The organism is Leucobacter sp. G161 (assembly GCF_001482305.1).
In the GTDB taxonomy this organism is placed as follows: Bacteria; Actinomycetota; Actinomycetes; order Actinomycetales; family Microbacteriaceae; genus Leucobacter.
Map to the genome: position 1 here is coordinate 1 of NZ_LOHP01000077.1, position 20,122 is coordinate 20,122.

Sequence of the window (20,122 nt, forward strand, 5' to 3'; positions counted from 1 at the left end):
CCGTCCGTGCCGCAGCACTCCGCGCTCACGCCTGCGCCGCAGCGGGCTCGCAGCAGCCGGGAATCTGGCAGGCCGGGTCGATACACGGCGCGCCCTCGTCGACCGCGAGGGTGACGTCGACGAGCGCGGTGAGGGCGGCGGTGAGGTGCGGATCGGCGATCTCGTAGCGGGTCTTGCGGCCCTCGGGCTCGGCGACGACGATGCCGCAGCCGCGCAGGCAGGCGAGGTGGTTGGACACGTTCGTGCGGGTGAGGCCGAGCTCCGCCGCGAGCTCAGCCGGATAGCCCGGACGCTCGATGAGCGCGAGCAGGATCTGGGAGCGCGTGGGGTCAGCGAGGGCGCGGCCGAGGCGGTGCATGGCATCGAGGCGCGAGCTAATGGTCAGCATGCACTGACTATACAGTGCATGCTGACCCATTGCTAGGTGTGCAGATCAGTGGGCGAGATCGCCACCGCACCCTGCCTGCGGTGAAGAACACCAGCCGGACACACTGGGCCGACTCTCTTGCAGGTCCTGCGTCACACGAGGTGTCCGGTGCCCGGCGGGGGAAACGAGGGTTCGCCCGATACGGAGTCCGTGACAGCGATCCTGCCGGCGCTGGAGGAATCGGAGATCGGCCCCGCGGCTCGAGGGCACCGCGTGGAACGGCAGCTACACCGACGTGAGGGTGATTTCCCGCTTGAGGATCTTGCCGGTCGCACCCTTCGGAAGCGCCTCCACAATCTCAACAACGCGCGGATATTTGTAGGCAGCGACCTTGGACTTCACGAACTCCCGGATCCCATCGGCGTCAACGGCGGAGCCCGGCTTGAGCGCAACGACCGCCGCGATCTCGTCGCCGAACTCGGCGTGCGGGAACCCAATGACCGCTGCCTCGGCGATCGCAGGGTGCTCGTAGAGCACCTCTTCGACCTCACGCGGGTAGACGTTGTAGCCGGACCGGATGATGAGATCCTTCTTGCGGTCGACGATGTACAGGAAGTCATCCTCGTCGCGCTTCGCGAGGTCGCCGGTGCGGAACCAGCCGTCAGGAATAGCGTTCGCTGTCTCCTCGGGCTTGCCCCAGTATGACTTCATGACGTTGTGGCCGCGGACGATGAGCTCACCGATCTCGCCGACGGGAACATCGACTGCCGACTCATCGATGATCCGAACCTCGACGCCCGAGACCGGCACGCCGATCGATCCGGCGCGGCGAAGGTCGAGCCGGTTGATCGAGACGACCGGAGACGTCTCGGAGAGCCCGTATCCCTCGAGCACGATGCACGAGTACGCCGATTCGAAGGCGCTGAGCACCTCTACTGGTAGCGCTGCACCGCCCGACACGCACACGCGCAGCGACGAGGTGTCGTAGCTGTCGCGATCCGGGTAATGGGCGAGCACGGTGTACATCGTCGGAACACCCTGGAAAATGGTCACTCTGTCGCGCGCGACGGTCTCGAGCGCCGCCTTCGGGTCGAACTTCGGGAGCAGCGTGAGGCAGGCTCCAGAGTAGACCGCCGCGTTCAAGCTCGCGGTCTGACCGAAGACGTGGAACAGCGGTAGCCCGCCGAACACGACGTCCTCCTCGGAGACGAAGATGAGCTCGTCGGCGCAGATCTCGACGTTGCGTGCGATGTTTGCGTGTGTGAGCTCGGCGCCCTTTGGCTTGCCGGTGGTGCCGGAGGTGTAGAGGATCACGGCAGTCTCGCTGTCTGCAGTCTCATGGACCTCGGGGATCGGGGCGAGGCCCGCGAGTAGCCCGGGCCAACTGCTCGGCTCAACGACGACGGTCTTCGCATCGGCGAGCACGGCGCCCGCCTCGCCCTCCTGCTCGAAGCCCGTCCAGACGAATAGAAGTCGTGCCCCGGAATCGCTGAGGTGGTAGGCGACCTCGCGCTCTTTGAGGAGCGGGTTCATCGGTACGACGACGGCGCCCAGTCGCAGCGCGCCGTAGTAGAGCAGGGCGAAATGTGGCACGTTCGGCAACATGAGTGCGACACGATCGCCCGGGCGAACCCCGTGCTGCTGCAGCAGCGCCGCAACGAGCTGGCTGGTCTGCTCGAACTGCGCGTAGCTGAGCACTGCTTCGCCGAGGCGCAGAGCTGGGCGTTCCCCATGCTTTGCCGCAGTGTTCACGAGATTCATTGCAAGGTTGGTCATACATCTCTCCTATGAGCTGTAGGCGAAGCCTTGATTACTCCGCATTGAGTTATCACCTCATTATCATCACAGCGGCCAGTAAAAGGGCAATGAACTTGGAGGAAAGGCGGTGTGAATGACGCCCTCCCGAAACGCGGGCACTGCGACAGTCCACAACAACTTTTCATACGGGGACCGCGATTACCCCTGTTCGGGCCACCAATCTGCGGCTACGATCCAACTATGGGGAATACATCACACTCTGATCACACAGCTAAGCGTTCGCCGGCTGAGCCTGAGCACAACGACAATGTGCTGCAGATTCGCTGGATCGCGCAGTCTGATCGGCCCGCGCCCATCGAGGCCGCCTCGCCGTCCGAGGCGCTCGAGCTTCTCAATCGGGGCAGCGAGGCCTTTGGAGCGCTCGGCACGACCGGTGGCGACGTCGAGATGCGCCTGGATCCGGAAGCCTTTGGGTTTGTGAACACCTCCGACGACGACGGCATCCTCAACCAGGAGCCGTTCGCCGCGGTGCTCAGCTGTTCCGACGCGCGCGTACCGATCGAGCTCGCACTGGGCCGCGGGGCGAACGACCTCTTCGTCGTACGGATCGCGGGCAACGTCCCCGGCGCCGAGTGCCTGGGCAGCCTGCACTATGCGTCCGACCACCTCCCGCACGTGCAGCTCTTCACCGTCATCGGCCACACCCAGTGCGGCGCGGTGACCGCAGCAGTTGACGCCTTCCTCGAACCGGGCAGCTACCTGCCGGTGGCGCAGCTCGCACCACTCCGCGAAATTGTCGACTCGCTCTTCGGCAGCGTTCGCCTCGCGGCATACGCACTCCAGCAGGTCACCGGCAACGCCGTGTTCCCTGCCGCAGCCGAGTCTGTTGCACTGCGTGACGCCCTCATCGGTGTCACGGCGGTGGCGAACGCGGCCCTGAGCTCCAACGTGGTGGCCCGAAACCTCGAACGCGAAGCAGCGTTCGGTGTCTACGACCTCACGAATCGAACGGTCGGATCGATGACTGCGGAAGGGTGGAAAGCCGGGCTGCAGCATGCCCCGAAGAACGACGAGGAGCTGCAGGCGGTGCTGCACGAAGCCGCCCAGGGCTATTTGGCCTGAGCCACGTCACCGAGAATATGAACAGCCAAAGCACACAGAAGGGAGCAGGATGCGCGAGTACTCATTCGTACGCGTCGCTGTGAAGCGTCGCCGTGAAGGCGCGGTGCTGCAAAAGGACTACCGCGAGGTCATCACCGAGAAGGCCGCGGCAGGATGGCACTTTGTTCAAGCAATCCCGCTCGAGTCGCACACTGAACCGAGGCTCGATCTGGTGTTCAGTCGAAAGGTAAAAAAATGAAGCACCCACTTCGCCTGTTGCAGGCGTTCACGCTGTTCCTGGCAGGTCTTTTCGGCCTCTTCGTGTTCATGGGCAACCTCATGGATTACGACTCCAACTTCCAGTTCGTCAAACACGTACTGTCGATGGACACCACCTTCGAAGGCAACGCGCTCATGTGGCGCGCGATCACGACCCCGTGGGTGTGGACCGTCGGCTACATCGGCATCATCATTGCCGAGGGAGCGTTCGCGTTGATCGCGATTGTTGGCGCGGTGAAGTTGTTCCTGCGTCGGGATGCGAGCATCGCGGAATATGATCGCGCTCGCGGGTGGGGCTACGCCGCCTACGCGCTCGGTTTCGCGATCTGGTTTATCGGCTTCATTATCATCGGGGCTGAATGGTTCGCGATGTGGCAGTCGAGTGCGTGGAACGGCAAGGAGACCGCGATGGGTATCGTGACGCTCTGGGCCGGGTTCGCCGTGCTGCTCGCAATGAACGAGCCCGCACGTGAGGCCGAAACGGCCGCCTAAGGTGGCCACGCACACCCAAGGAAGCGCGCCGGGGCACACCCCCGAGCGCGCTTCCAAACGGCGGTTCGCGCTACAAATGCAGCAACCGCTGCCCCGCACTACGCTGTTCGACCGCATCACGTTTCTCATCGGGGCGGTGGCGGCCGGCTGGCTTGCGGTCATCATCTCGATCCAGAGCGTTCGGTCGCCGTGGGCGCTGCTGCTGTTCATTCCGGTGTGGGCGATCACCGCATACCTGGTGTTGCCGCGCCTGCACAAGCTCCTCTCAGACCTCTACGTGCCCGACTACTTCTTCGGGCGCACCCGGACCGGTGACGGGCTCCTCGGTGACCCCGTAAACCTTGGCGTCGACGGCGGCGGCGAGCAGCTCGACACGGTGATGCGGCGCGCAGGCTGGCACCGTGCCGACGAGATCACGCTGCGGTCCAGCTGGGGCATCATCGTCTCCACGCTCACCCGCAAGAGCTACCCGACCGCACCCGTCTCACCCCTGATGCTGTTTGGTCGGCGGCACGACGTTGCCTATCAGCAGGAGGTCGCGGGCAACCCGAAGCAGCGCCACCACGTGCGCTTCTGGCACTGCCCACCCGGCTGGCTGCTCCCCGGTGGCGCGAAAACCGACTGGCTCGGCGCGGGGACCTATGACACCGATGTCGGGCTCTCGCTGTTCACGCTACAGATCACCCACAAGATCGACGAGAACACCGACGAGGAACGCGACTTTGTGGTTGCGAGCGTGCGTGACACCGCTCCTGAGGTCTCGGTGCGGACACTGCGGGACTTCACGACGGGCTACCACTCTCGCAACGGCGGCGGCGACCGCTTCATCACTGACGGGCACCTGCCCGTGCTCGATGTGCGCGCAGTCACGCCCGATGACGAGTCACCCGACCGGGCGCCGGTCGTACCGCAGACGGCTCAGGACGTGGTGGATCGGGCTCCGCTGAGCATCGCGATTGCGGTGCTCCTCATCATCGCCGGCGCGGTGATCGATCTCATCGCTCTGTTCTTCGACGATGAGTTCCGTGAGCTCTGGCACGAGGCGACTGGAAGCATCGGGCACATCGCGGCAATCGTCGTCACTGTGATCGGTGGCATCGTGATGCTCGCGCAGCTATTCCTCGCCTGGCGACTGCTCAAACGGGGGCATCGGGCACGGCAGCTCTTGATTCTCCTGCTCGCCTTCACCATCTTCGGGACGGCAGTAGGGTACATCCAGGGGCTTGAAGCGATCGGCCTGAACGGCACGCTGTTCTCAGCGTCGCTCATGTGTCTCGCACTGCTTGCCCTGACGAGTGAGCCGGCCGCGGCCTGGACGAAACGACGTCGGCACCTGCGCCGGCGACGCAGAGCCAACACCGACGCAACAACTGAGGAGCACCCTGCCGATGCCACGGATGAATGAGTTTGGCCAGCCCATCGGCGACCCCGTTGCGCGTCCGCTTCCCGCGGGCGCACCTGAGCGGGTCACGCTGCGCGGACGAACCTGCGACCTCGTCCCGCTGGTTCCCAGCGCGCACGCCGACGGGCTGTTCGCCGCGTTCGGTGCCGCACCCGACGGACGAGACTGGACCTATATGTCCGTCGGGCCGTTCGCGAGCGCGAGCGAGTATCGGGAGTGGGCCGAGGCCGCTACACGCGGTCAGGATCCGCTGCACTTCGCCGTGTTCGACCGCGTCAGCGGTGCGCCGCTCGGCACCCTCGCGCTGCTCCGGCAGGATCCAGCGCACGCGGTCGTCGAGGTCGGCTTCGTCGCCTTTTCGCCGGCCATGCAACGTTCAGTTTGCTCGACCGAGGCTCACTTCCTGCTCATGCGGTATGTATTCGAGGAGCTCGGGTATCGCCGCTACGAGTGGAAGTGCGACGCGCTGAATGCCCCGTCGCAGCGCGCTGCAGAGCGGCTCGGCTTCGTGTTCGAGGGGACCTTCCGGCAGGCCACCGTTTACAAGGGGCGGTCGCGCGACACGAGCTGGTTCTCGATCATCGACTCCGAGTGGCCCGCGGCCCGCGCGGAGTTTGAACGCTGGCTTGACCCGCAGAACTTCGATGCCGAGGGCGCCCAGCTCAGCCCACTGCGGGTGCGCTGAACAGCCGCCTACGCGACCAGCGCCGCGAGCGCTCGGCGTACCCCGGTGGCCGCGGTTCGCCCAGCACGGTTCGCCCCGATCGTGCTCGCTGAGGGGCCGTAGCCGACGAGCTGCACGCGTTCGTCGACGACCGCCCCGGTTCCGCGGCCTGCTCGGTCGAGCTGGATCCCGCCCGCGGGGCTGCGCAGCGAGAGCGGCGCGAGGTGCGCGATCGCCGGCCGGAACCCCGTCGCCCAGATGATCGCGTCGACACGCTCGAACGAGCCGTCAGACCAGCGGACCCCGTCGGCTTCGAGCCGATCGAACATGGGTCGGCGATCGCCGTACGCACCGAGGCGCTCTGCCTCGCGTTCCTGTTCTCGGAGTGCGAGCCCGGTGACGCTCACGACGCTCATGGGCGGGAGCCCAGCGGCGACGCGTTCCTCAACCAAAGCGACCGCAGCAGCCCCAGCTTCGGGAGTGAAGTCGTCGGTGCGCCAGACGGGCTCACGCCGCGTCACCCACAGTGTCTCGGTGAGCGGCGCGATCGCGCCGAGGAACTGCACGGCAGACGCCCCGCCGCCGACAACGAGGGTGCGCTTGCCGCGGAAGTGCTCGGGCCCCGGGTATGCGACGGTGTGGAACTGTTCGCCGCGAAACTCGCTGGCCCCCGGATAGTGCGGGATGAACGGCTGCGTCCAAGTGCCCGTCGCGTTCACGATCGTGCGCGTGCGCCAGGAGCGCTCGCCAGCGTGCACGGTGAGGATCCCGCTCGCGGCGCTGTCGCCACCCTCGTCATCGACGCGATCCACCCGCACGGGGCGTTCGATCGGCAGCGCGTGCTCCGCTTCGTACGCCGCGAAGTATGCGGGAATTGCCTCGTTTGCCCGTGCGAGGGTGAGCGGCGGCGGGGCGGATCCGGGAGGCTCCGCAACACCGTGGACGTCGCGCATGGTCAGCGCGTCCCAGCGATGCTGCCATGCGCCGCCCGGGGCCTCGTTCGCGTCGAGCACGACGTGCGAGATCCCGAGCCTGGTGAGATGGTACGAGGCCGAGAGCCCGGCCTGGCCGGCACCGATGACCAGGCTGTCAAGAATTGCCGATCCGGCCACGAGTCCGTTACGCCTTGCGGGCGCGCACCGGGTGCTCGCTGAGGATCGAGATGCGGTTGAACAGGTTGATCGTTGCGGCCACCCACTCTGCGGCGACGAAGGCATCGTCGCCGAGTACCTCGCGTGCGCCGAAGAGGTCGGCCTGCGCCTCCTCGCTCAGGGGGAGCTGGGTTGCGGCCTCGGCGACGGCGAGGGCGGCGCGTTCTCGCTCACTGAAGAGCGTCGTTTCGCGCCATGCCGGGAGGAGGTCGATCTGCTGCTGTGGGACGCCGGCCTCGCGTGCCTCACGCGTGTGCAGGTCAAGGCAGAATGCGCAGCCGTTGAGCTGCGATGCGCGGATCTTGATGAGCTCGCCCTCCGTCGGGAGGAGTCCGCCGTCGGCGGCGGCCTTCGCAATTGCCACCGAATAGGCTCCGGCGGCCTTCCAAGCCTCGGGTGCGGCTTTATCGAGATACGGGCGCATGGTGCTCCTTCAGCTCTGTGAAACGTAACTCCAGTTAACCAGAGCCGCTGCTGTTCTGCGTCGCTGTTCTGTGTTGGGCTCTCCAGTGCGCTTGCGCGGTCTTCGCCATGATCCATAGACTGCGGCAATGACTCAGCCGCAACCCGAAGTCACGGAGCATCCAACAGCGAAGCGCACCGGGATGGTACTGGGCACAACCGCCGGGATAGCAACCCTATTCCTGCTGCTGCGCCTCCTCGCCGTGTCCGAGTGGGATTGGAACACCGCAGGAGCGATCGCCGATTCCCTCGATTTCGGTGACGCGCTCCCCATCGCCTTCGGCACGCTGTTTGCGCGCCCCGAGCTCACGGGTGTGCTCGTCGCGCTGCTGCTGCCGTTTGCGCTGCTCCGTGCGCTCTGGCCGCTCAGCGGGCACGGCACGCTGAGCCTGAGCGGCGTGCTCGCAGCGATCGCGCTGGTCACTGTCGCCGTGGTGTGGGTGCGCACCTTCAACTCGTGGTGGGTGGTGATTGGCGCGCTCGTGCTCGGCGGAATCCTGCTCGCCGCCCGCCTCATCTGGCGTCGGGGCATTGGCAGGCGCATCGTGCTTGGAGTGCTCCGCAGCGCGGGGGTGCTCGCTGTCGTCGGGCTCCTGGGGCTGGCGGTCACCGTGGATACGCCGTGGATGTCGAAGGAGCGGCTCGATGCCGGCGAAGGTGCCTTCGAAGGATGGGTGCTCGAGGTGCAGCCCGGATTCGTGAAGGTGCTCACCGAGGAACGCGACGTGCTCGTGCTGTTCACCGGCGACATCGTGGAGCGCGAGCTCGTCGAAGAGTAGCGGCCCGAGCCTCGCGAGTCGTGCAGACCGCGTTGTGAGTCGTGCCGACCGCGTTTCGTCTGGCGCGGCGTGCTTGCGCCGCTGCGCTTACGCCGCTGCGCTTACGCCGCCGCGCCTACGGCCTCGCGCTCTGAGCGGTAAGCGCATCCGCGAGCGTGCGGAGGTGTGCGCGGCTGAGCGCGGCAGCGCGCTCGGAGTCGCGGTCGGCGATCGCCGCGGCGAGGTCTGCGTGGTGGTCGTGGTCGGTCTCGTTGAAGTCCTCGCTGCCGAGCCCGCCGCGGAGTCGGAGCATCTCGATCATCGCGGGCCTGAGCCGAGGCGTGAAGCCGTCGAAGAGTTCGAGCAGGATCGGATTGCCCGCCGCCTGCACCACCGCGCGATGGAACGCCGTGTCGGCGTCGACGTGGGTCTCAACGCCCGTGTAGCTCAGCCTTCGCGCCGCAAGCGTCCGGCGGATCGCTCGAAGCTCGGTCGGCGTGCGTCGTGTCGCGGCGAGGCCGGCGCTCTCGGCCTCGATCGCGGTGCGCGCCTCGATGACCGCGAGGATGTCGGAGCGGCGCAGCACCAGATCCCAATCGTCGCGGGCCTCGAGCGCGGTCACAAAGACCCCTGACCCCTGGCGCGAGCTGAGCACGCCGAGGCCGGCGAGCTGTCTGATCGCCTCGCGCGCGGTCGAGCGCCCCACGCCGAGCTGCGCCGCGAGCGTCGTCTCTCCTGGCAGCTTCGCGCCGAGCGCCCACTCGCCGCTTCGCACGCGATCGAGCAGCACGTCGGCGGCCTGGTCGGCGAGTGAGGATCGTTGCACCTGGGCCATGGTCTGCTGATCCAATCCGCGCAAAGTGCGCTACTTGTCTGAGGAGTTGTGTTACAGTCTACGCATGTTCCTTCGCGGATTCCTCCTTCTTCGCCGCCACGGCGGGGCGTAGCCAGACCGGCTCCCCGGCGTGGGGAGCTGTCGACGCCGGTCACCTTTGCTTTCGCAGAACAGGAACCAGCGCATGACGCACCGCAACACCCTCCAGCCCGCAGCTCAGCCCGCAGCTCAGCCCGCAGCTCAGCCCGCAGCTCAGCCCGCCGCCCAGCCGGCCGCCCCGGCGTGGAACCGCCAGCAACCCTCTGGCATGCCCTCGCATCGCTACCGCGACGCGCACTCACGCGCCGAGATCCCGCTCACCGAGCGCGAGTGGCCAACGAAGCGACTCACGCAGGCGCCGCTCTGGGTCCCGGTCGACCTGCGCGACGGGAACCAGGCGCTTGCCGAGCCGATGGACCCCGAACGCAAGCGCCACTTCTTCGAGCGCATGGTCGCGATGGGGTACAAGGAGATCGAGGTCGGATACCCCTCGGCGTCGCAGACCGACTTCGACTTCGTGCGGCTCATCGCTGACACCGACATCGCCCCTGACGACGTCACGATCGTTGTGTTCACGGCCGCGCGGCGTGACCTTATCGAGCGGACCGTCGCCTCGATCGCGGGGATCTCGAACCCGGTCGTGATCCACATGTACACCGCGACCGCACCCATGTGGCGCGACGCCGTGCTCGGGCACAGCCGCGAGTCGTTGAAGGAACTGATCCTCGCGGGCGGCCGCGACATGCTCGAGCTCGCAGGGGACCTGCCCAATGTGCGCTTCCAGTTCAGCCCGGAGGTGTTTAACCTCACCGAACCCGACTACGTGCTGGAGGTCTGCGACGCGATGACCGAGCTGTGGGATGCGCGGCCAGAGCGGCCGGTGATCCTCAATCTGCCGGCGACCGTCGAGATCGCGACCCCGAACATCTACGCCGACCAGATCGAGTACATGCACACGCGGCTCGCGCGCCGTGACGGCGTGATCCTCTCGGTGCACCCGCACAACGACCGCGGCACCGGCATCGCGTGCGCGGAACTCGCGGTGCTCGCCGGTGCCCAACGCGTCGAGGGCTGCATCTTCGGCAACGGCGAGCGCACGGGCAACGTCGACATTGCGACCCTCGCGCTCAACCTGCACGCGCAGGGCGTCGATCCACAGATCGACTTCTCCGGCATCGACGAGATTCGCCGCACCGTCGAGTACTGCAACCGCATCGAGGTACACCCGCGGCACCCCTACGTCGGCGACCTCGTGCACACGGCGTTCAGTGGCACGCACCAGGACGCGATCAAGAAGGGCTTCGCCGAGCACCGCGCGCGGGCTGCTGCAGCGGGGCTTCCCGAGAGCGACATCGAGTGGCGGGTGCCGTACCTGCCAATCGACCCGGCCGACATCGGCCGCAGCTACGACGCGGTGATTCGCGTGAACTCGCAGTCGGGGAAGGGCGGCATCGCCTACCTGCTCGAAAGCGAGTACGGGATCGAGCTGCCGAGGCGGCTGCAGATCGACCTCGCGCGCCGCGTGCAGCAGCACACCGACGCGAGCGGGGCCGAGGTGACGGCCAACGCGATCTGGGAGATCTTTGCTGCTGCGTATCTCACTCCTGCCCGCGGACATGTGGTGGCCGAGCCGGGCTCCGCCGGGGCCCAGCCGGTCTCCGCCGTGACCGAGCCGGGCCCCGCCGTGACCGGGCCGGGCTCCGCCGGAACCGGGCCGGTTCTCGCGCTGGAGTCGTTCGCGAGCTCTATCGAGGGCGGAACGCCGAGTGCGACACTCACCCTGCGGGTTTCGGGGGAGACCTTCGTGAGTGCGCACAGCGGCACCGGGCCCGTCGAGGCGCTCACTGCGGCGCTCGCGGAGCGCGGCGCACCCATCGAAGTGCTTGAACTGCACCAGAGCAGCATGGGATCGGGCAACGCGAGTGAGGCGATCACCCTCATTGAATACCGCGCTGCGAGCGGCGTCGCCTGGGCTGCTGGCCGCGACCAGTCCACGCTCGCTGCAACGCTTGCGGCGGTGATGGCGGCAGCGAACCGGTCCGTGAACGGCAGTTAGGGGGAAGCGCCTGCGTGGGCTGGACGGGGTGTGCCAGCCAGCCCGCGCAGGTACAGTGGGGTGCATACCCCGCAACGAAGTGGAGACGACGCTATGAGTGACGCCGCACGTATAGGGCTCGGCATGATGCGCATTGAGACGCTCACCGACGACGAGATCCGGGAACTCTACGCTGGAGCACGTGAGGCGGGGGTGGTGCTGTTCGACCACGCCGATATCTATGGCGGCGGCGAACACGGCTGTGAGCGACGCTTCGCCGGAGCGTTGCGACTCTCGCCAACTGAGCGCAGCGAGATTGTGCTGCAGACGAAGTGCGGGATCCGCCCAGGTCAGCACGGCTTCGACTTTTCCGCCGAGTACATCGTGCGCCGGGCCGAGGAGTCGCTGGCGGCGCTGGGCACGGACTACCTCGACGTGCTTATGCTGCACCGGCCGGACACCCTGGTCGAACCGGAAGAAGTCGCGGCGGCATTCGACCAACTCGAGGCTGCTGGGAAAGTGCGATCCTTTGGGGTATCGAATCACACCGCCCGCCAGATTGAGCTGCTCAAGACCAGCGTCACCCAGCCAATTTCGGTGAACCAGGTCCAGTTCGGCCTCGGCCACGCGGCGCTCGTGGCGCAGGGCATCGCAGCGAACATGGAGGGCCTCAAACAATCGGCAGACCGCGACGGCGGGCTCCTCGAGTACGCGCGCATCAACGGAGTCACGCTCGAAGCGTGGTCGCCGTTTCAGCGCGGCTTCTTCAGCGGCTCGATTTTCGAGCAGGGCGGCCTGCGCGAACTCCAGACCGTGCTCGGTCGCATCGCGGCCGAGCGAGGCAGCACCCCCACCGCGATTGCGACCGCGTGGATCACCAGGCACCCAGCGAAGATGCGCGTCGTGATTGGCAGCACCCGCGTGCACCGCATCGCGCAAGCCGTCGCAGGCGCCGAACTCGTGCTCACCCGCGCGGAGTGGTACGAACTGTTCACCGCCGCGGGATATGAGGTCCCGTGAGCGCTGTCGCACGGTGGCGACACGGCACGAGCCGTCACGGCCCGAGCCGCCGCGGCCCCTGGCGTAAACTTGACCCTTCCGGCAGCGCACGCTGCCGAACGAGTTGCACTAAGGGAGCCCCGCATGACTGCTGACCGCGAAGTACTCACCTGGGACGGGTTCGGCGACGCCACCCGCGAACTCTCACGGCGGATCGTTGCCGACGGGTTCGCGCCCGAGGTCGTCGTCGCGATCGCTCGCGGCGGCTTGTTGCCGGGAGGCGCGATCGCGTACGGGCTCGGCGCGAAGAACTGCGGTGCGCTGAACGTTGAGTTCTACACGGGCATCGGTACGGTCCTCGACAACCCGGAGGTGTTGCCGCCCGCACTCGACCTGACCTACCTCAAGGGCCGTCGGGTGCTGCTCGTCGACGACGTCGCAGATTCGGGGCGCACGCTCAAGCTCGCCGTCGAACTGCTGACCGCAGAGGGCGCAGAGGTTCGCTCTGTGACGATCTACACGAAGCCGTCGACCGTGATCCAGCCCGACTACGCGTGGAAGGCCACCGACCAGTGGATCGATTTCCCTTGGTCCGCTGACGGGTCGGTCATCGAGGAAGACGCAAACGCGGCAGAGCGCAGCGCCTAGCTGGCCCCGGGCTGGCCCAGTCGCTAACTAAACTGACGCGTTTCTTCTAGTCTGAGCCTTTTGCCGCCCGAGATAGGCTCACGCAAGAAAACTCAGGTCGGAATGGATTGCCGAGCCTGGCCCCGGCTCAACTAAGCGAGCTCTTCGGTGCGGAGCGCGAACCACAGTTCGGCGCGGTCCTCCGCGCTGGCGAGCGACCGCCCGGTGAGCCGCTCGATGCGCGTTACGCGGTCCCGCAGCGTGTTCCGGTGGATCCCGAGGGCGCTCGCCGCAGGGCCGCGCTGACCGTCTGACACGAATAGCGCGTGCAGCGTTTCGCAGAGTACCTCTCGGTCTGGCTCGGTCGAGGCCTGGCCGGCGGGTCCGGTCGCCGCGAGCGGCCCGAGTACCTGGCGGCTCAGCGCGATAGCCCCGTGTTCGGGGGAGGAGCCGAGGCTCAGCACGGCCTCGAGGAAGGGCGCGTCGCGATCCGCCCAGATCACCTGTGCGCGGCGCGGTTCGGCGTAGAGCGATGCTCGGCCGGGAAGGTCGCGCAGCCGCGATGCCGCAGAGCGTGCGCTCACTGGAAGACCCCGACGGGACACCGGGCGGCCGACGACCAAGTCGAGCCCGTGCTGTTCGATCCGCATCACCGCGGCCTCGGGCTCCGCGCCATCAACGACCTGCCAGGCGCGTGCGAGTCCGCCCGCGAGCTCTTCGGTGGAGCCGATGAGCCGGTCGAGTCCGATGCGTGGCTCCCGTCGCCAAGCTGAGATGTCTTCGGGGGAGCCCTGCACGGCGACGGCGCGTACGGTGTCGGGCAACACGATCCCTGGGGAGAGCACCTCGGCGGTCTCGACGGGAAGCGCGCCGCTGAGCATGCGCCCGGTGAGGAGCTCCCATCGTTCGCGCTCTGCCCGGTCTGATGCGCGGTCGCTGCGAACGCTGAAGCCCAGCGCCATCGCGCCGGCCGCGATGACCGAGCTGCCCTCGGGGGTGAGGGGGCCGGTGCCGGCGATGGCGAGCCGGAGCGATCCCTCGGAATCGAGGGCGACGAGCTCGGCACCCTCGGCTTGGAACCCCTGTGTGCTCGCGAGGATACGATCGGGGCCGGAGATGAGCGCGAGCTGGCGGCCGGTGGCCTGGGAGATGCTCGCGAGTACCTCGGCTGGATCCTGCGTGCCCCGCGCGCTGTCGAGGAGGCGCAGCTGCACCTGCAAGGCGGATCGTGCCGCGCGGAGTTCGTCGGAGCGGAGCAGCCCAGCGACGGCCTTGCTCACGGCAATGAACGGAATCGGGAGTGGGATCTCGAATAGGGCGACGCGGTAGGTGCTCGCGGCGTGCAGGAGCGGTGCCGGCACGGTGTCGTGGTTGACCCCGATGCCGAAACCGATGGCAGCAACTCGGGCGCGGCTGAGGCCCGCCACGAAGTCGCGCCAGCCTGGATCGTTCGCTCCGAGGGAGAGGCCAGTGGTCATGATGATTTCCCCGCCCTCAAGGTAGTCATTCATGCTCAGGAGCTCAGTGATTGACACCCAGCTGAGCTCGGGATCGCCGGGCCCTGCTTGGAGGAGGGAGAGGCCAAGTTCAGGCAGTTCGAGCAGTTGAGAGAGCGTCGCCATGGTGTCATTCTCGCACAGCCCCGCGGATTGCGGCTGTGCAGGTTTCGCTCAGCGGGGTGGTGCGTGTGGCCTACAGTGGAGCTATGACAACTCCAGGTCCGCTCGCCGGTATTCGCGTCGCTGACTTCTCGCGAGTGCTCGCTGGCCCCCATGCCACGATGCTGCTCGCAGACTTCGGCGCCGATGTGATCAAGATCGAGAGCCCAGAGGGCGACGGCACCAGGCAATGGTCGCCCCCGCAAAACGCGATCGGGCAGAGCACCTACTTCGCCGGAGTGAACCGCGGTAAGCGTTCCATCGTCTGCGATCTGCGCAGCGAGGAGGGGCTCAGCCATGCCCGGGAGCTCGCCGCGACCGCCGATGTCGTCATTGAGAACTTCAAGCCAGGCACCATGGACAAGTTCGGGCTGAGCTACGCCGAACTCTCGGAGCTCAACCCCGGTGTTATCTACTGCTCGATTTCGGGCTTCGGTGACGCCGAGGGGCGTGACCTGCCAGGCTACGACCTGCTCGTGCAGGCCGTCGGCGGGCTCATGAGTATCACCGGCCAGGCTGACGAAGCCGGCGGCGAGCCGACGAAGGTGGGTGTCGCACTCGTGGACATCCTCACCGGGCTCAACGCAGTCATCGGCATCCAGGCAGCACTGCGCGCGCGCGACGGCGAGGGCGGCACTGGCCGCGGCCAGCACGTGAAGGTCACACTGCTCGGCTCCCTGCTTTCCGCTCTCGCGAACCAGGCCTCGTCGACGCTCGAGACCGGGGTCTCGCCGGGTCGAATGGGTAACGCGCACCCGTCGATTGCGCCCTACGAAACCTTCCACGCAGCGGATCAGTCCGTCGCGCTGGCAGTGGGGACCGATGGCCAATTCACGCGCCTCTGTGAGGTACTTGGAATCCCTGAGCTCGCGACCGACGAACGCTTCACGAATAATCCGGCACGGGTTGCGCACCGCGTTGAGCTGCGGGCCGCGCTCGAGGAGCGGCTACGGACTGGCAACGCCGACGAATGGATCACCGCATTCACCGCCGCGAACATTCCTGCAGGCCGCGTGAACACCATCGCGCAGGCGATTGAGCTCGCGGAGTCGCTCGGCATCGATGCGATTGCTGAAACCACCGGCCTTGCCGCTGACGGAACTGAGCACACGCTGCGCTCGGTTGCCGCCCCCATTCACTTCTCGGAAACCCCGGCACGCTACACGTCGCCGCCGCCTGGCGTCGGCGAACACCAGGGTGCCACCTGGCTTCCTCGCTAACCCGCTGCATCCCCCACGAACAAAGGAAACTCATGACCACCACGATTGACCAGCTGTTCAACGTTGCTGACTTCGTTACCGAGGAAGAGCGCGAGTGGCAGCTCAAGGCCCGCGAGTTTGCGCAGACCCGCATCAACCCGATCATTGACCAGGCGTTCGAAGACCGTCGCCTGCCCGTCGAGCTGCTTCCCGAGGTCGGCGAGTTCGGCGCCTTCGGAATGTACATGGAAGGCTACGGCCTTCGTGGCGCATCGTCGGTTGCGTACGGCCTGGTCGCAATGGAGTTCGAAGCCGCAGACTCGGGCTTCCGCACCGCGCTGTCTGTGCAGGGCTCGCTCGCCATGGGAGCGATCTACAAGTTTGGCTCCGAGGAGCAGAAGCAGCAGTGGCTCCCTGCCATGGGCCGCGGCGAGACCATCGGCTTCTTCGGTCTCACCGAGCCGCAGGGCGGATCCGACCCCAACACCATGCTCACCTCAGCTCGCCGAGACGGCGACCAGTGGGTGCTCAACGGCAAGAAGCGCTGGATCGGCCTCGCCACCATCGCGCAGGTCGGCGTGATCTGGGCGAAGGACGAGGAAGGCGTCGTGCGCGGCTTCGTCGTACCGACCGAGACCGAGGGCTTCAAAGCGACCGCGATCGAGAACAAGCTCTCGATGCGTGCCTCCCTGCAGACCGAGATCGAGCTCACCGACGTGCGGCTGCCCGCAGACGCGATCCTCCCTGGCGCGAAGGGCCTGTCCGCTCCGTTCAAGTGCTTGAACGAGGCGCGCTACGGTATCGCCTGGGGCGTCATGGGTGCTGCCCGCTCCTGCCTCGAGGCAGCGGTCGAGCGCTCGCAGACCCGCGAGGTGTTTGGCACGCCGATCGGCGGCAAGCAGATCATCCAGGCGCAGCTGGCTGACATGTTCGTTGAGTACGAAAAGGGCATGCTGCTTGCTCTGCACCTCGGACGTCTGAAGGACGCGGGCCAGTTGACGTACGGTCAGATCTCCGTAGGCAAGCTCAACAACGTGCGTGAGGCCATCAAGATCGCTGGCAACTGCCGGTCGATCCTCGGTGGCGACGGCATCACGAGCGACTTCCCGGTGATGCGTCACATGGCGAACCTCGAGTCGGTCCGCACCTACGAGGGCACTGACGAGGTTCACCAGCTGGTCATCGGTCGCGAGCTCACGGGTATCGCAGCCTTCTAGCGGGTGCACGCGGGTGCTCTGGCGTTCCCGCGCTCCGGTGCTCCGGTGCTCCCGCGTCCCCGCGTTCTCCCGCTCTCCCGCTCTCGCGTTCCCGCGTGAGCCGCAGCGCATGTAAACGGCGATAGCTATGCCAGAATCCCCAAGATTCGGCATAGCTATCGCCGTTTTCGTATCTGCGGCGCGGATGGCGGGACGCCCAGCGTCGCAGGCCATCGTTGGCTGCAACGCAGGGTTCACTGCTGCGTCAGAAGGGGTGGTCGGCGGGTTCGAATCTGACGCTACTTCGCCGAGAGGCATTTGCTGCCCGGGCTTCGGGGAGTCGGTCGGGCGGTCGATCCGTGTAGACGCGACCGGTGGGTGAAGTCCATATGAGGACTCCGCCTGCAACCTGTTCGACTGTCCAGTCGGTGTTGCCTTTGAGGATGTGATGTTTGAGGCAGAGATGCGCCAGGTTGTCGGTAGCTGTGGGGCCGCCAAGAGCTGCGTCGAGGGTGTGGTCGATTTCTGCGCGATACGTTGGCGCGACACACCCAGGGAAGCGACAGTGCCCGTCTCGCGCAACCAGAAACCTTTCCTGTGGTTTTATCGGCCGATAGGTATCGGTCCGAATAACTTCGCCTGTGTGTGAGCACACGGTGATCAGGTCCCAGTGCTGTCGTGACGCGATAAGTGGCCGCGCGGCTTCGACGTCGACGGGGCCGTATCCCTGAAGCTCGCACTTCACTGACCCGCTCGGCGGAAGATCAGTGTCGCGTATGACGGTGCCTCCGTGCTTCGCGAGTAGCGCATCGAGCCCCTCGGCAGTGACGACGAGTTGTACGCGTCCCTGCAGCTCGGCCCCGATGGGCCAAGTCGCCGTCTCGGCTGCCGTGAACGGGTCGCGGGAGAGCAGGTCGTGGAACGCGTCGGTGCGAATCTCGTCGATGCCGCGCGCATCGCTCGGCTCTGGCTCGACTTCCGCGCCCGGTCCAAGCAGGGAAGGACTGCCAGAGGGCAGCTCCTCAGCCCCGTCTCTCGTTGCGGGTTCGGGTACCGGCAGGGGTGGCGCGGGAATGGTCTTGCGCTTCACTGCCTTCGCGATGCGTGTGAGGTGGTCGTGAAGCCCATACGCTTGCACCGCGGGCATGTACGCCCGTAGCTCGGCCATGCCGTCACTCATTTCGACGACCGTGACGCGGCGGCGGGCAGTTTCTGCGGCCTGCCGTGCCTCGATCGGTTCGACGGCCCACTGCTCGGCAAGCCGCTTGGCGATGGGCTTGAGCCTGTTCGGGGTCTCTTCGAGCGCGAAAGCGAGCACCGCGTGCTCGTACTCTTTGAGTCGGGCTGCGGCGACTGTGGCCTTTTCTTCTGCGAGCTTGCGTGCGGCTTCGTCAACCCCGGTCGCAACTATGTTGGTGATCACGTGTCCTGCGGTGATGATGATCTCAGCGTGTGCCGCGCCGATTCGCCCCTTGCTCAGCAGCACGGCAGTATCGAGATAGTCGGTTTCCAAGGACATCGCGACTCCAAGCAACTGGTCAACTCGGTAATCGGTCAGGTTGAGTGCGAGCGCTGCCTCAGCCTTGAACGCGCGATAGGGCATCTCTCCGGGCGGTAGGGCCCGGTACCCGCGAGCCAAAATCTGGAGCCTTCGTGCCTCTGCACCTCGAATCTCGCGCGCGACATCCTCGAGGCCGTCCATGGCCTCTGCGCGGATCTCAAGTGGTGAAGTCATGCCTGAATTCAAACACGGACCACCGACATTAAGGCCGCAAGTGTGGCTTAAAAGCGATCTTGTGGAAAATAATTTGAGAAAATTTAGCCGGCCCCGCGAGCGTGCGAAGACTGCAGCCCGAGAGCGGTGCGGCGAAGGCCGGAGTTACTTCACGAGTCCCGAATCGATGAACCGGTCGTCGTCGGGGCGCGGATCGATCCTGCCGTCAGTGTTGTTGCTCAGCAGCCAGAGTTTGCCATCCGGCGAGACCACCACGTCGCGGATGCGCCCGAATTCCTCGATGAAGTATTCGGCGTTCGCCGTGAGGTCGGACAGCGGCACGGTGCGCACCCGCTGCCCGCGGAGGTTTGCGATGTAGATGGTGTCGCCCAGGATCGCGATGCCGCTCGGGGTGGCCTCCGCGGGTGTCCACTGCTGCACGGGATCGACGTACCGAACGTCGCCCAGGATGCCCTCGACCTCGGGCCAACCGTAGTTTGACCCGGGTGTGATGACGTTGAGCTCGTCCCAGGTGTCTTGCCCGAACTCGCTCGAGTACATCGTGCCGTCTTCGGCCCACGCGATGCCCTGCGGGTTGCGATGCCCGTAGCTGTACACGGGTGAGTCTGCGTACGGGTTATCTTCGGGAATGCTGCCGTCCGGTGCCAAGCGAAGGATCTTGCCACCCGGGCTTGAAAGGTCCTGCGACAGCCAGGGCTGAGCGGCGTCACCGGCTGTGACATAGAGCATGCCGTCTGGCCCGAAGGCGATCCGCCCGCCATTGTGGGAGGCCGCACTCGGGAGGCCCTCGATGATCGTGGTCGGGTCACCGATCGCGAGGGAGCCTGGTTCGCCCGTGATTGGGAAGCGCTGCACGCGGTTACCGCTCGCGGCCGTCGAGTATGCGTAGAGCGACTCGGGTTGCGCGCCGTCGGTCGCCGGGGAGACCGCGAGTCCGAGCAGCCCGCCCTCGCCACCGTGAACGACGCCGGCGATAGTGGCGATCTCTCGAGAAGTGCCGTCCTCGGCAAGCTCGAGGAGTTTTGCGGTGTCGCGTTCGCTCACGAGTGCAGAGTTGGCGACGAACGCGACTGACCAGGGCGAGGTGAGGTTGAGTGTCTGCTGCCGCGGGCCGAGCTGCGCTGCCGGTTCCGGGGTCGCGGGCGCCTCGTTCGATGGCTCGGGGGCTGGGGCGGGGGCCGGATCGGGTTCGGGGGCGCAAGACGTCAGGGCGAGCAGGAGTACGGCTGTCGCCGAGAAGAACGTGAGTGGGCGTCGCGAAGTGAGCATGGTGTCCTCCTTCTGTCTGTGTGTACATACGGTACTCGATCGCGGTGATACCGGCTCCCACAAGTTGTTCTAGTTGAGGTAGGGTTATGGGCGCAA

19 protein-coding genes are annotated in these 20,122 nt (G+C 66.4%); 11 read left to right on the forward strand and 8 right to left on the reverse strand.

Going from position 1 to position 20,122, the window contains the following annotated elements; genetic code table 11:
- Positions 1-25: 25 nt before the first annotated feature.
- Both AUL38_RS13090 and AUL38_RS13095 read right to left on the reverse strand, forming a co-directional pair.
- Complete coding sequence (locus AUL38_RS13090) at positions 26-388, reverse strand: helix-turn-helix transcriptional regulator (RefSeq protein WP_059062827.1); 363 nt, start codon at positions 386-388, stop codon at positions 26-28.
- Positions 389-652: 264 nt separating this feature from the next.
- The gene (locus AUL38_RS13095; protein WP_059062828.1) at positions 653-2,143 is read right to left on the reverse strand and encodes a long-chain fatty acid--CoA ligase; all 1,491 of its coding nucleotides are present in this window, start codon (positions 2,141-2,143) and stop codon (positions 653-655) included.
- A gap of 222 nt (positions 2,144-2,365) precedes the next feature.
- Here AUL38_RS13095 and AUL38_RS13100 point away from each other — a divergent pair, with 222 nt between their 5' ends.
- The 5 genes from AUL38_RS13100 to AUL38_RS13120 all read left to right on the forward strand — a co-directional run bounded on the left by AUL38_RS13100 (position 2,366) and on the right by AUL38_RS13120 (position 6,084).
- Complete coding sequence (locus AUL38_RS13100) at positions 2,366-3,247, forward strand: carbonic anhydrase (protein WP_083506874.1); 882 nt, start codon at positions 2,366-2,368, stop codon at positions 3,245-3,247.
- Positions 3,248-3,296: 49 nt separating this feature from the next.
- Positions 3,297-3,485, forward strand: a complete 189-nt coding sequence (locus AUL38_RS13105; protein ID WP_059062830.1) for a DUF4177 domain-containing protein — start codon at positions 3,297-3,299, stop codon at positions 3,483-3,485.
- The gene (locus AUL38_RS13110; RefSeq protein WP_059062831.1) at positions 3,482-3,997 is read left to right on the forward strand and encodes a DUF2165 family protein; all 516 of its coding nucleotides are present in this window, start codon (positions 3,482-3,484) and stop codon (positions 3,995-3,997) included. Before AUL38_RS13105 ends, AUL38_RS13110 begins: the two co-directional genes overlap by 4 nt.
- Before the next feature lie 76 nt (positions 3,998-4,073).
- Positions 4,074-5,402 (forward strand): LssY C-terminal domain-containing protein, encoded by a 1,329-nt coding sequence (locus AUL38_RS13115; RefSeq protein WP_059062832.1) that lies wholly within the window; start codon positions 4,074-4,076, stop codon positions 5,400-5,402.
- Positions 5,386-6,084 carry a GNAT family N-acetyltransferase gene (locus AUL38_RS13120; protein WP_059062833.1) on the forward strand — a complete coding sequence of 233 codons (699 nt, stop codon included), beginning with the start codon at positions 5,386-5,388 and terminating at the stop codon, positions 6,082-6,084. The genes AUL38_RS13115 and AUL38_RS13120 overlap by 17 nt, the downstream gene beginning before the upstream one ends.
- Before the next feature lie 8 nt (positions 6,085-6,092).
- On the opposite strand, the gene AUL38_RS13125 is transcribed toward AUL38_RS13120, so the two are convergent.
- Together AUL38_RS13125 and AUL38_RS13130 are read right to left on the reverse strand one after the other, a co-directional pair.
- Positions 6,093-7,175 carry an NAD(P)-binding domain-containing protein gene (locus AUL38_RS13125; protein WP_059062834.1) on the reverse strand — a complete coding sequence of 361 codons (1,083 nt, stop codon included), beginning with the start codon at positions 7,173-7,175 and terminating at the stop codon, positions 6,093-6,095.
- Between the two features lie 7 nt (positions 7,176-7,182).
- Entirely contained in the window at positions 7,183-7,638 is a 456-nt protein-coding gene (locus AUL38_RS13130) for a carboxymuconolactone decarboxylase family protein (RefSeq protein ID WP_059062835.1), read from the reverse strand.
- A gap of 127 nt (positions 7,639-7,765) precedes the next feature.
- Here AUL38_RS13130 and AUL38_RS13135 point away from each other — a divergent pair, with 127 nt between their 5' ends.
- The gene (locus tag AUL38_RS13135) at positions 7,766-8,455 is read left to right on the forward strand and encodes a hypothetical protein (RefSeq protein ID WP_059062836.1); all 690 of its coding nucleotides are present in this window, start codon (positions 7,766-7,768) and stop codon (positions 8,453-8,455) included.
- 115 nt (positions 8,456-8,570) lie between these two features.
- Here AUL38_RS13135 and AUL38_RS13140 read toward each other — a convergent pair whose 3' ends face one another.
- Entirely contained in the window at positions 8,571-9,269 is a 699-nt protein-coding gene (locus AUL38_RS13140; RefSeq protein ID WP_059062837.1) for a FadR/GntR family transcriptional regulator, read from the reverse strand.
- 307 nt (positions 9,270-9,576) lie between these two features.
- Between AUL38_RS13140 and AUL38_RS13145 the strand changes: the two genes are divergently transcribed.
- The 3 genes from AUL38_RS13145 (at position 9,577) to AUL38_RS13155 (ending at position 12,990) form a co-directional block, all read left to right on the forward strand.
- Positions 9,577-11,364, forward strand: coding sequence for a 2-isopropylmalate synthase (locus AUL38_RS13145; RefSeq protein ID WP_059062856.1), 1,788 nt, complete (start codon positions 9,577-9,579; stop codon positions 11,362-11,364).
- 93 nt (positions 11,365-11,457) lie between these two features.
- On the forward strand, positions 11,458-12,363 hold the full coding sequence (locus AUL38_RS13150; protein WP_059062838.1) for an aldo/keto reductase family oxidoreductase: 906 nt from the start codon (positions 11,458-11,460) through the stop codon (positions 12,361-12,363).
- A 123-nt stretch (positions 12,364-12,486) separates the two neighbouring features.
- Positions 12,487-12,990, forward strand: coding sequence for a phosphoribosyltransferase (locus AUL38_RS13155; protein ID WP_059062839.1), 504 nt, complete (start codon positions 12,487-12,489; stop codon positions 12,988-12,990).
- 131 nt (positions 12,991-13,121) lie between these two features.
- On the opposite strand, the gene AUL38_RS13160 is transcribed toward AUL38_RS13155, so the two are convergent.
- A complete protein-coding gene (locus AUL38_RS13160) occupies positions 13,122-14,591 on the reverse strand; it encodes a PucR family transcriptional regulator (protein ID WP_059062840.1) in 1,470 nt (489 codons plus the stop codon).
- An 83-nt stretch (positions 14,592-14,674) separates the two neighbouring features.
- Between AUL38_RS13160 and AUL38_RS13165 the strand changes: the two genes are divergently transcribed.
- Complete coding sequence (locus AUL38_RS13165) at positions 14,675-15,847, forward strand: CaiB/BaiF CoA-transferase family protein (protein ID WP_059062841.1); 1,173 nt, start codon at positions 14,675-14,677, stop codon at positions 15,845-15,847.
- Between the two features lie 32 nt (positions 15,848-15,879).
- Positions 15,880-17,043: an acyl-CoA dehydrogenase family protein gene (locus tag AUL38_RS13170; protein WP_059062842.1), complete on the forward strand. Its 1,164-nt coding sequence runs from the start codon at positions 15,880-15,882 to the stop codon at positions 17,041-17,043.
- 244 nt (positions 17,044-17,287) lie between these two features.
- Here the strand turns inward: AUL38_RS13170 and AUL38_RS13175 are convergent, their stop codons facing one another.
- A complete protein-coding gene (locus AUL38_RS13175; protein ID WP_083506876.1) occupies positions 17,288-18,757 on the reverse strand; it encodes an HNH endonuclease signature motif containing protein in 1,470 nt (489 codons plus the stop codon).
- A 144-nt stretch (positions 18,758-18,901) separates the two neighbouring features.
- Positions 18,902-20,026, reverse strand: a complete 1,125-nt coding sequence (locus AUL38_RS13180) for a sorbosone dehydrogenase family protein (protein ID WP_059062844.1) — start codon at positions 20,024-20,026, stop codon at positions 18,902-18,904.
- Between the last annotated feature and the right edge of the window lie 96 nt (positions 20,027-20,122).

Coding starts and splice junctions, on each gene's coding strand:
- AUL38_RS13130 (WP_059062835.1), bottom strand. CDS start 7,638: ATGCGCCCGTATCTCGATAAAGCCGCACCCGAGGCTTGGAAGGCCGCC.
- AUL38_RS13135 (WP_059062836.1), top strand. CDS start 7,766: ATGACTCAGCCGCAACCCGAAGTCACGGAGCATCCAACAGCGAAGCGC.
- AUL38_RS13100 (WP_083506874.1), top strand. CDS start 2,366: ATGGGGAATACATCACACTCTGATCACACAGCTAAGCGTTCGCCGGCT.
- AUL38_RS13160 (WP_059062840.1), bottom strand. CDS start 14,591: ATGGCGACGCTCTCTCAACTGCTCGAACTGCCTGAACTTGGCCTCTCC.
- AUL38_RS13095 (WP_059062828.1), bottom strand. CDS start 2,143: ATGACCAACCTTGCAATGAATCTCGTGAACACTGCGGCAAAGCATGGG.
- AUL38_RS13170 (WP_059062842.1), top strand. CDS start 15,880: ATGACCACCACGATTGACCAGCTGTTCAACGTTGCTGACTTCGTTACC.
- AUL38_RS13165 (WP_059062841.1), top strand. CDS start 14,675: ATGACAACTCCAGGTCCGCTCGCCGGTATTCGCGTCGCTGACTTCTCG.
- AUL38_RS13140 (WP_059062837.1), bottom strand. CDS start 9,269: ATGGCCCAGGTGCAACGATCCTCACTCGCCGACCAGGCCGCCGACGTG.
- AUL38_RS13145 (WP_059062856.1), top strand. CDS start 9,577: ATGCCCTCGCATCGCTACCGCGACGCGCACTCACGCGCCGAGATCCCG.
- AUL38_RS13105 (WP_059062830.1), top strand. CDS start 3,297: ATGCGCGAGTACTCATTCGTACGCGTCGCTGTGAAGCGTCGCCGTGAA.
- AUL38_RS13090 (WP_059062827.1), bottom strand. CDS start 388: ATGCTGACCATTAGCTCGCGCCTCGATGCCATGCACCGCCTCGGCCGC.
- AUL38_RS13155 (WP_059062839.1), top strand. CDS start 12,487: ATGACTGCTGACCGCGAAGTACTCACCTGGGACGGGTTCGGCGACGCC.
- AUL38_RS13175 (WP_083506876.1), bottom strand. CDS start 18,757: ATGACTTCACCACTTGAGATCCGCGCAGAGGCCATGGACGGCCTCGAG.
- AUL38_RS13110 (WP_059062831.1), top strand. CDS start 3,482: ATGAAGCACCCACTTCGCCTGTTGCAGGCGTTCACGCTGTTCCTGGCA.
- AUL38_RS13180 (WP_059062844.1), bottom strand. CDS start 20,026: ATGCTCACTTCGCGACGCCCACTCACGTTCTTCTCGGCGACAGCCGTA.
- AUL38_RS13120 (WP_059062833.1), top strand. CDS start 5,386: ATGCCACGGATGAATGAGTTTGGCCAGCCCATCGGCGACCCCGTTGCG.
- AUL38_RS13150 (WP_059062838.1), top strand. CDS start 11,458: ATGAGTGACGCCGCACGTATAGGGCTCGGCATGATGCGCATTGAGACG.
- AUL38_RS13115 (WP_059062832.1), top strand. CDS start 4,074: ATGCAGCAACCGCTGCCCCGCACTACGCTGTTCGACCGCATCACGTTT.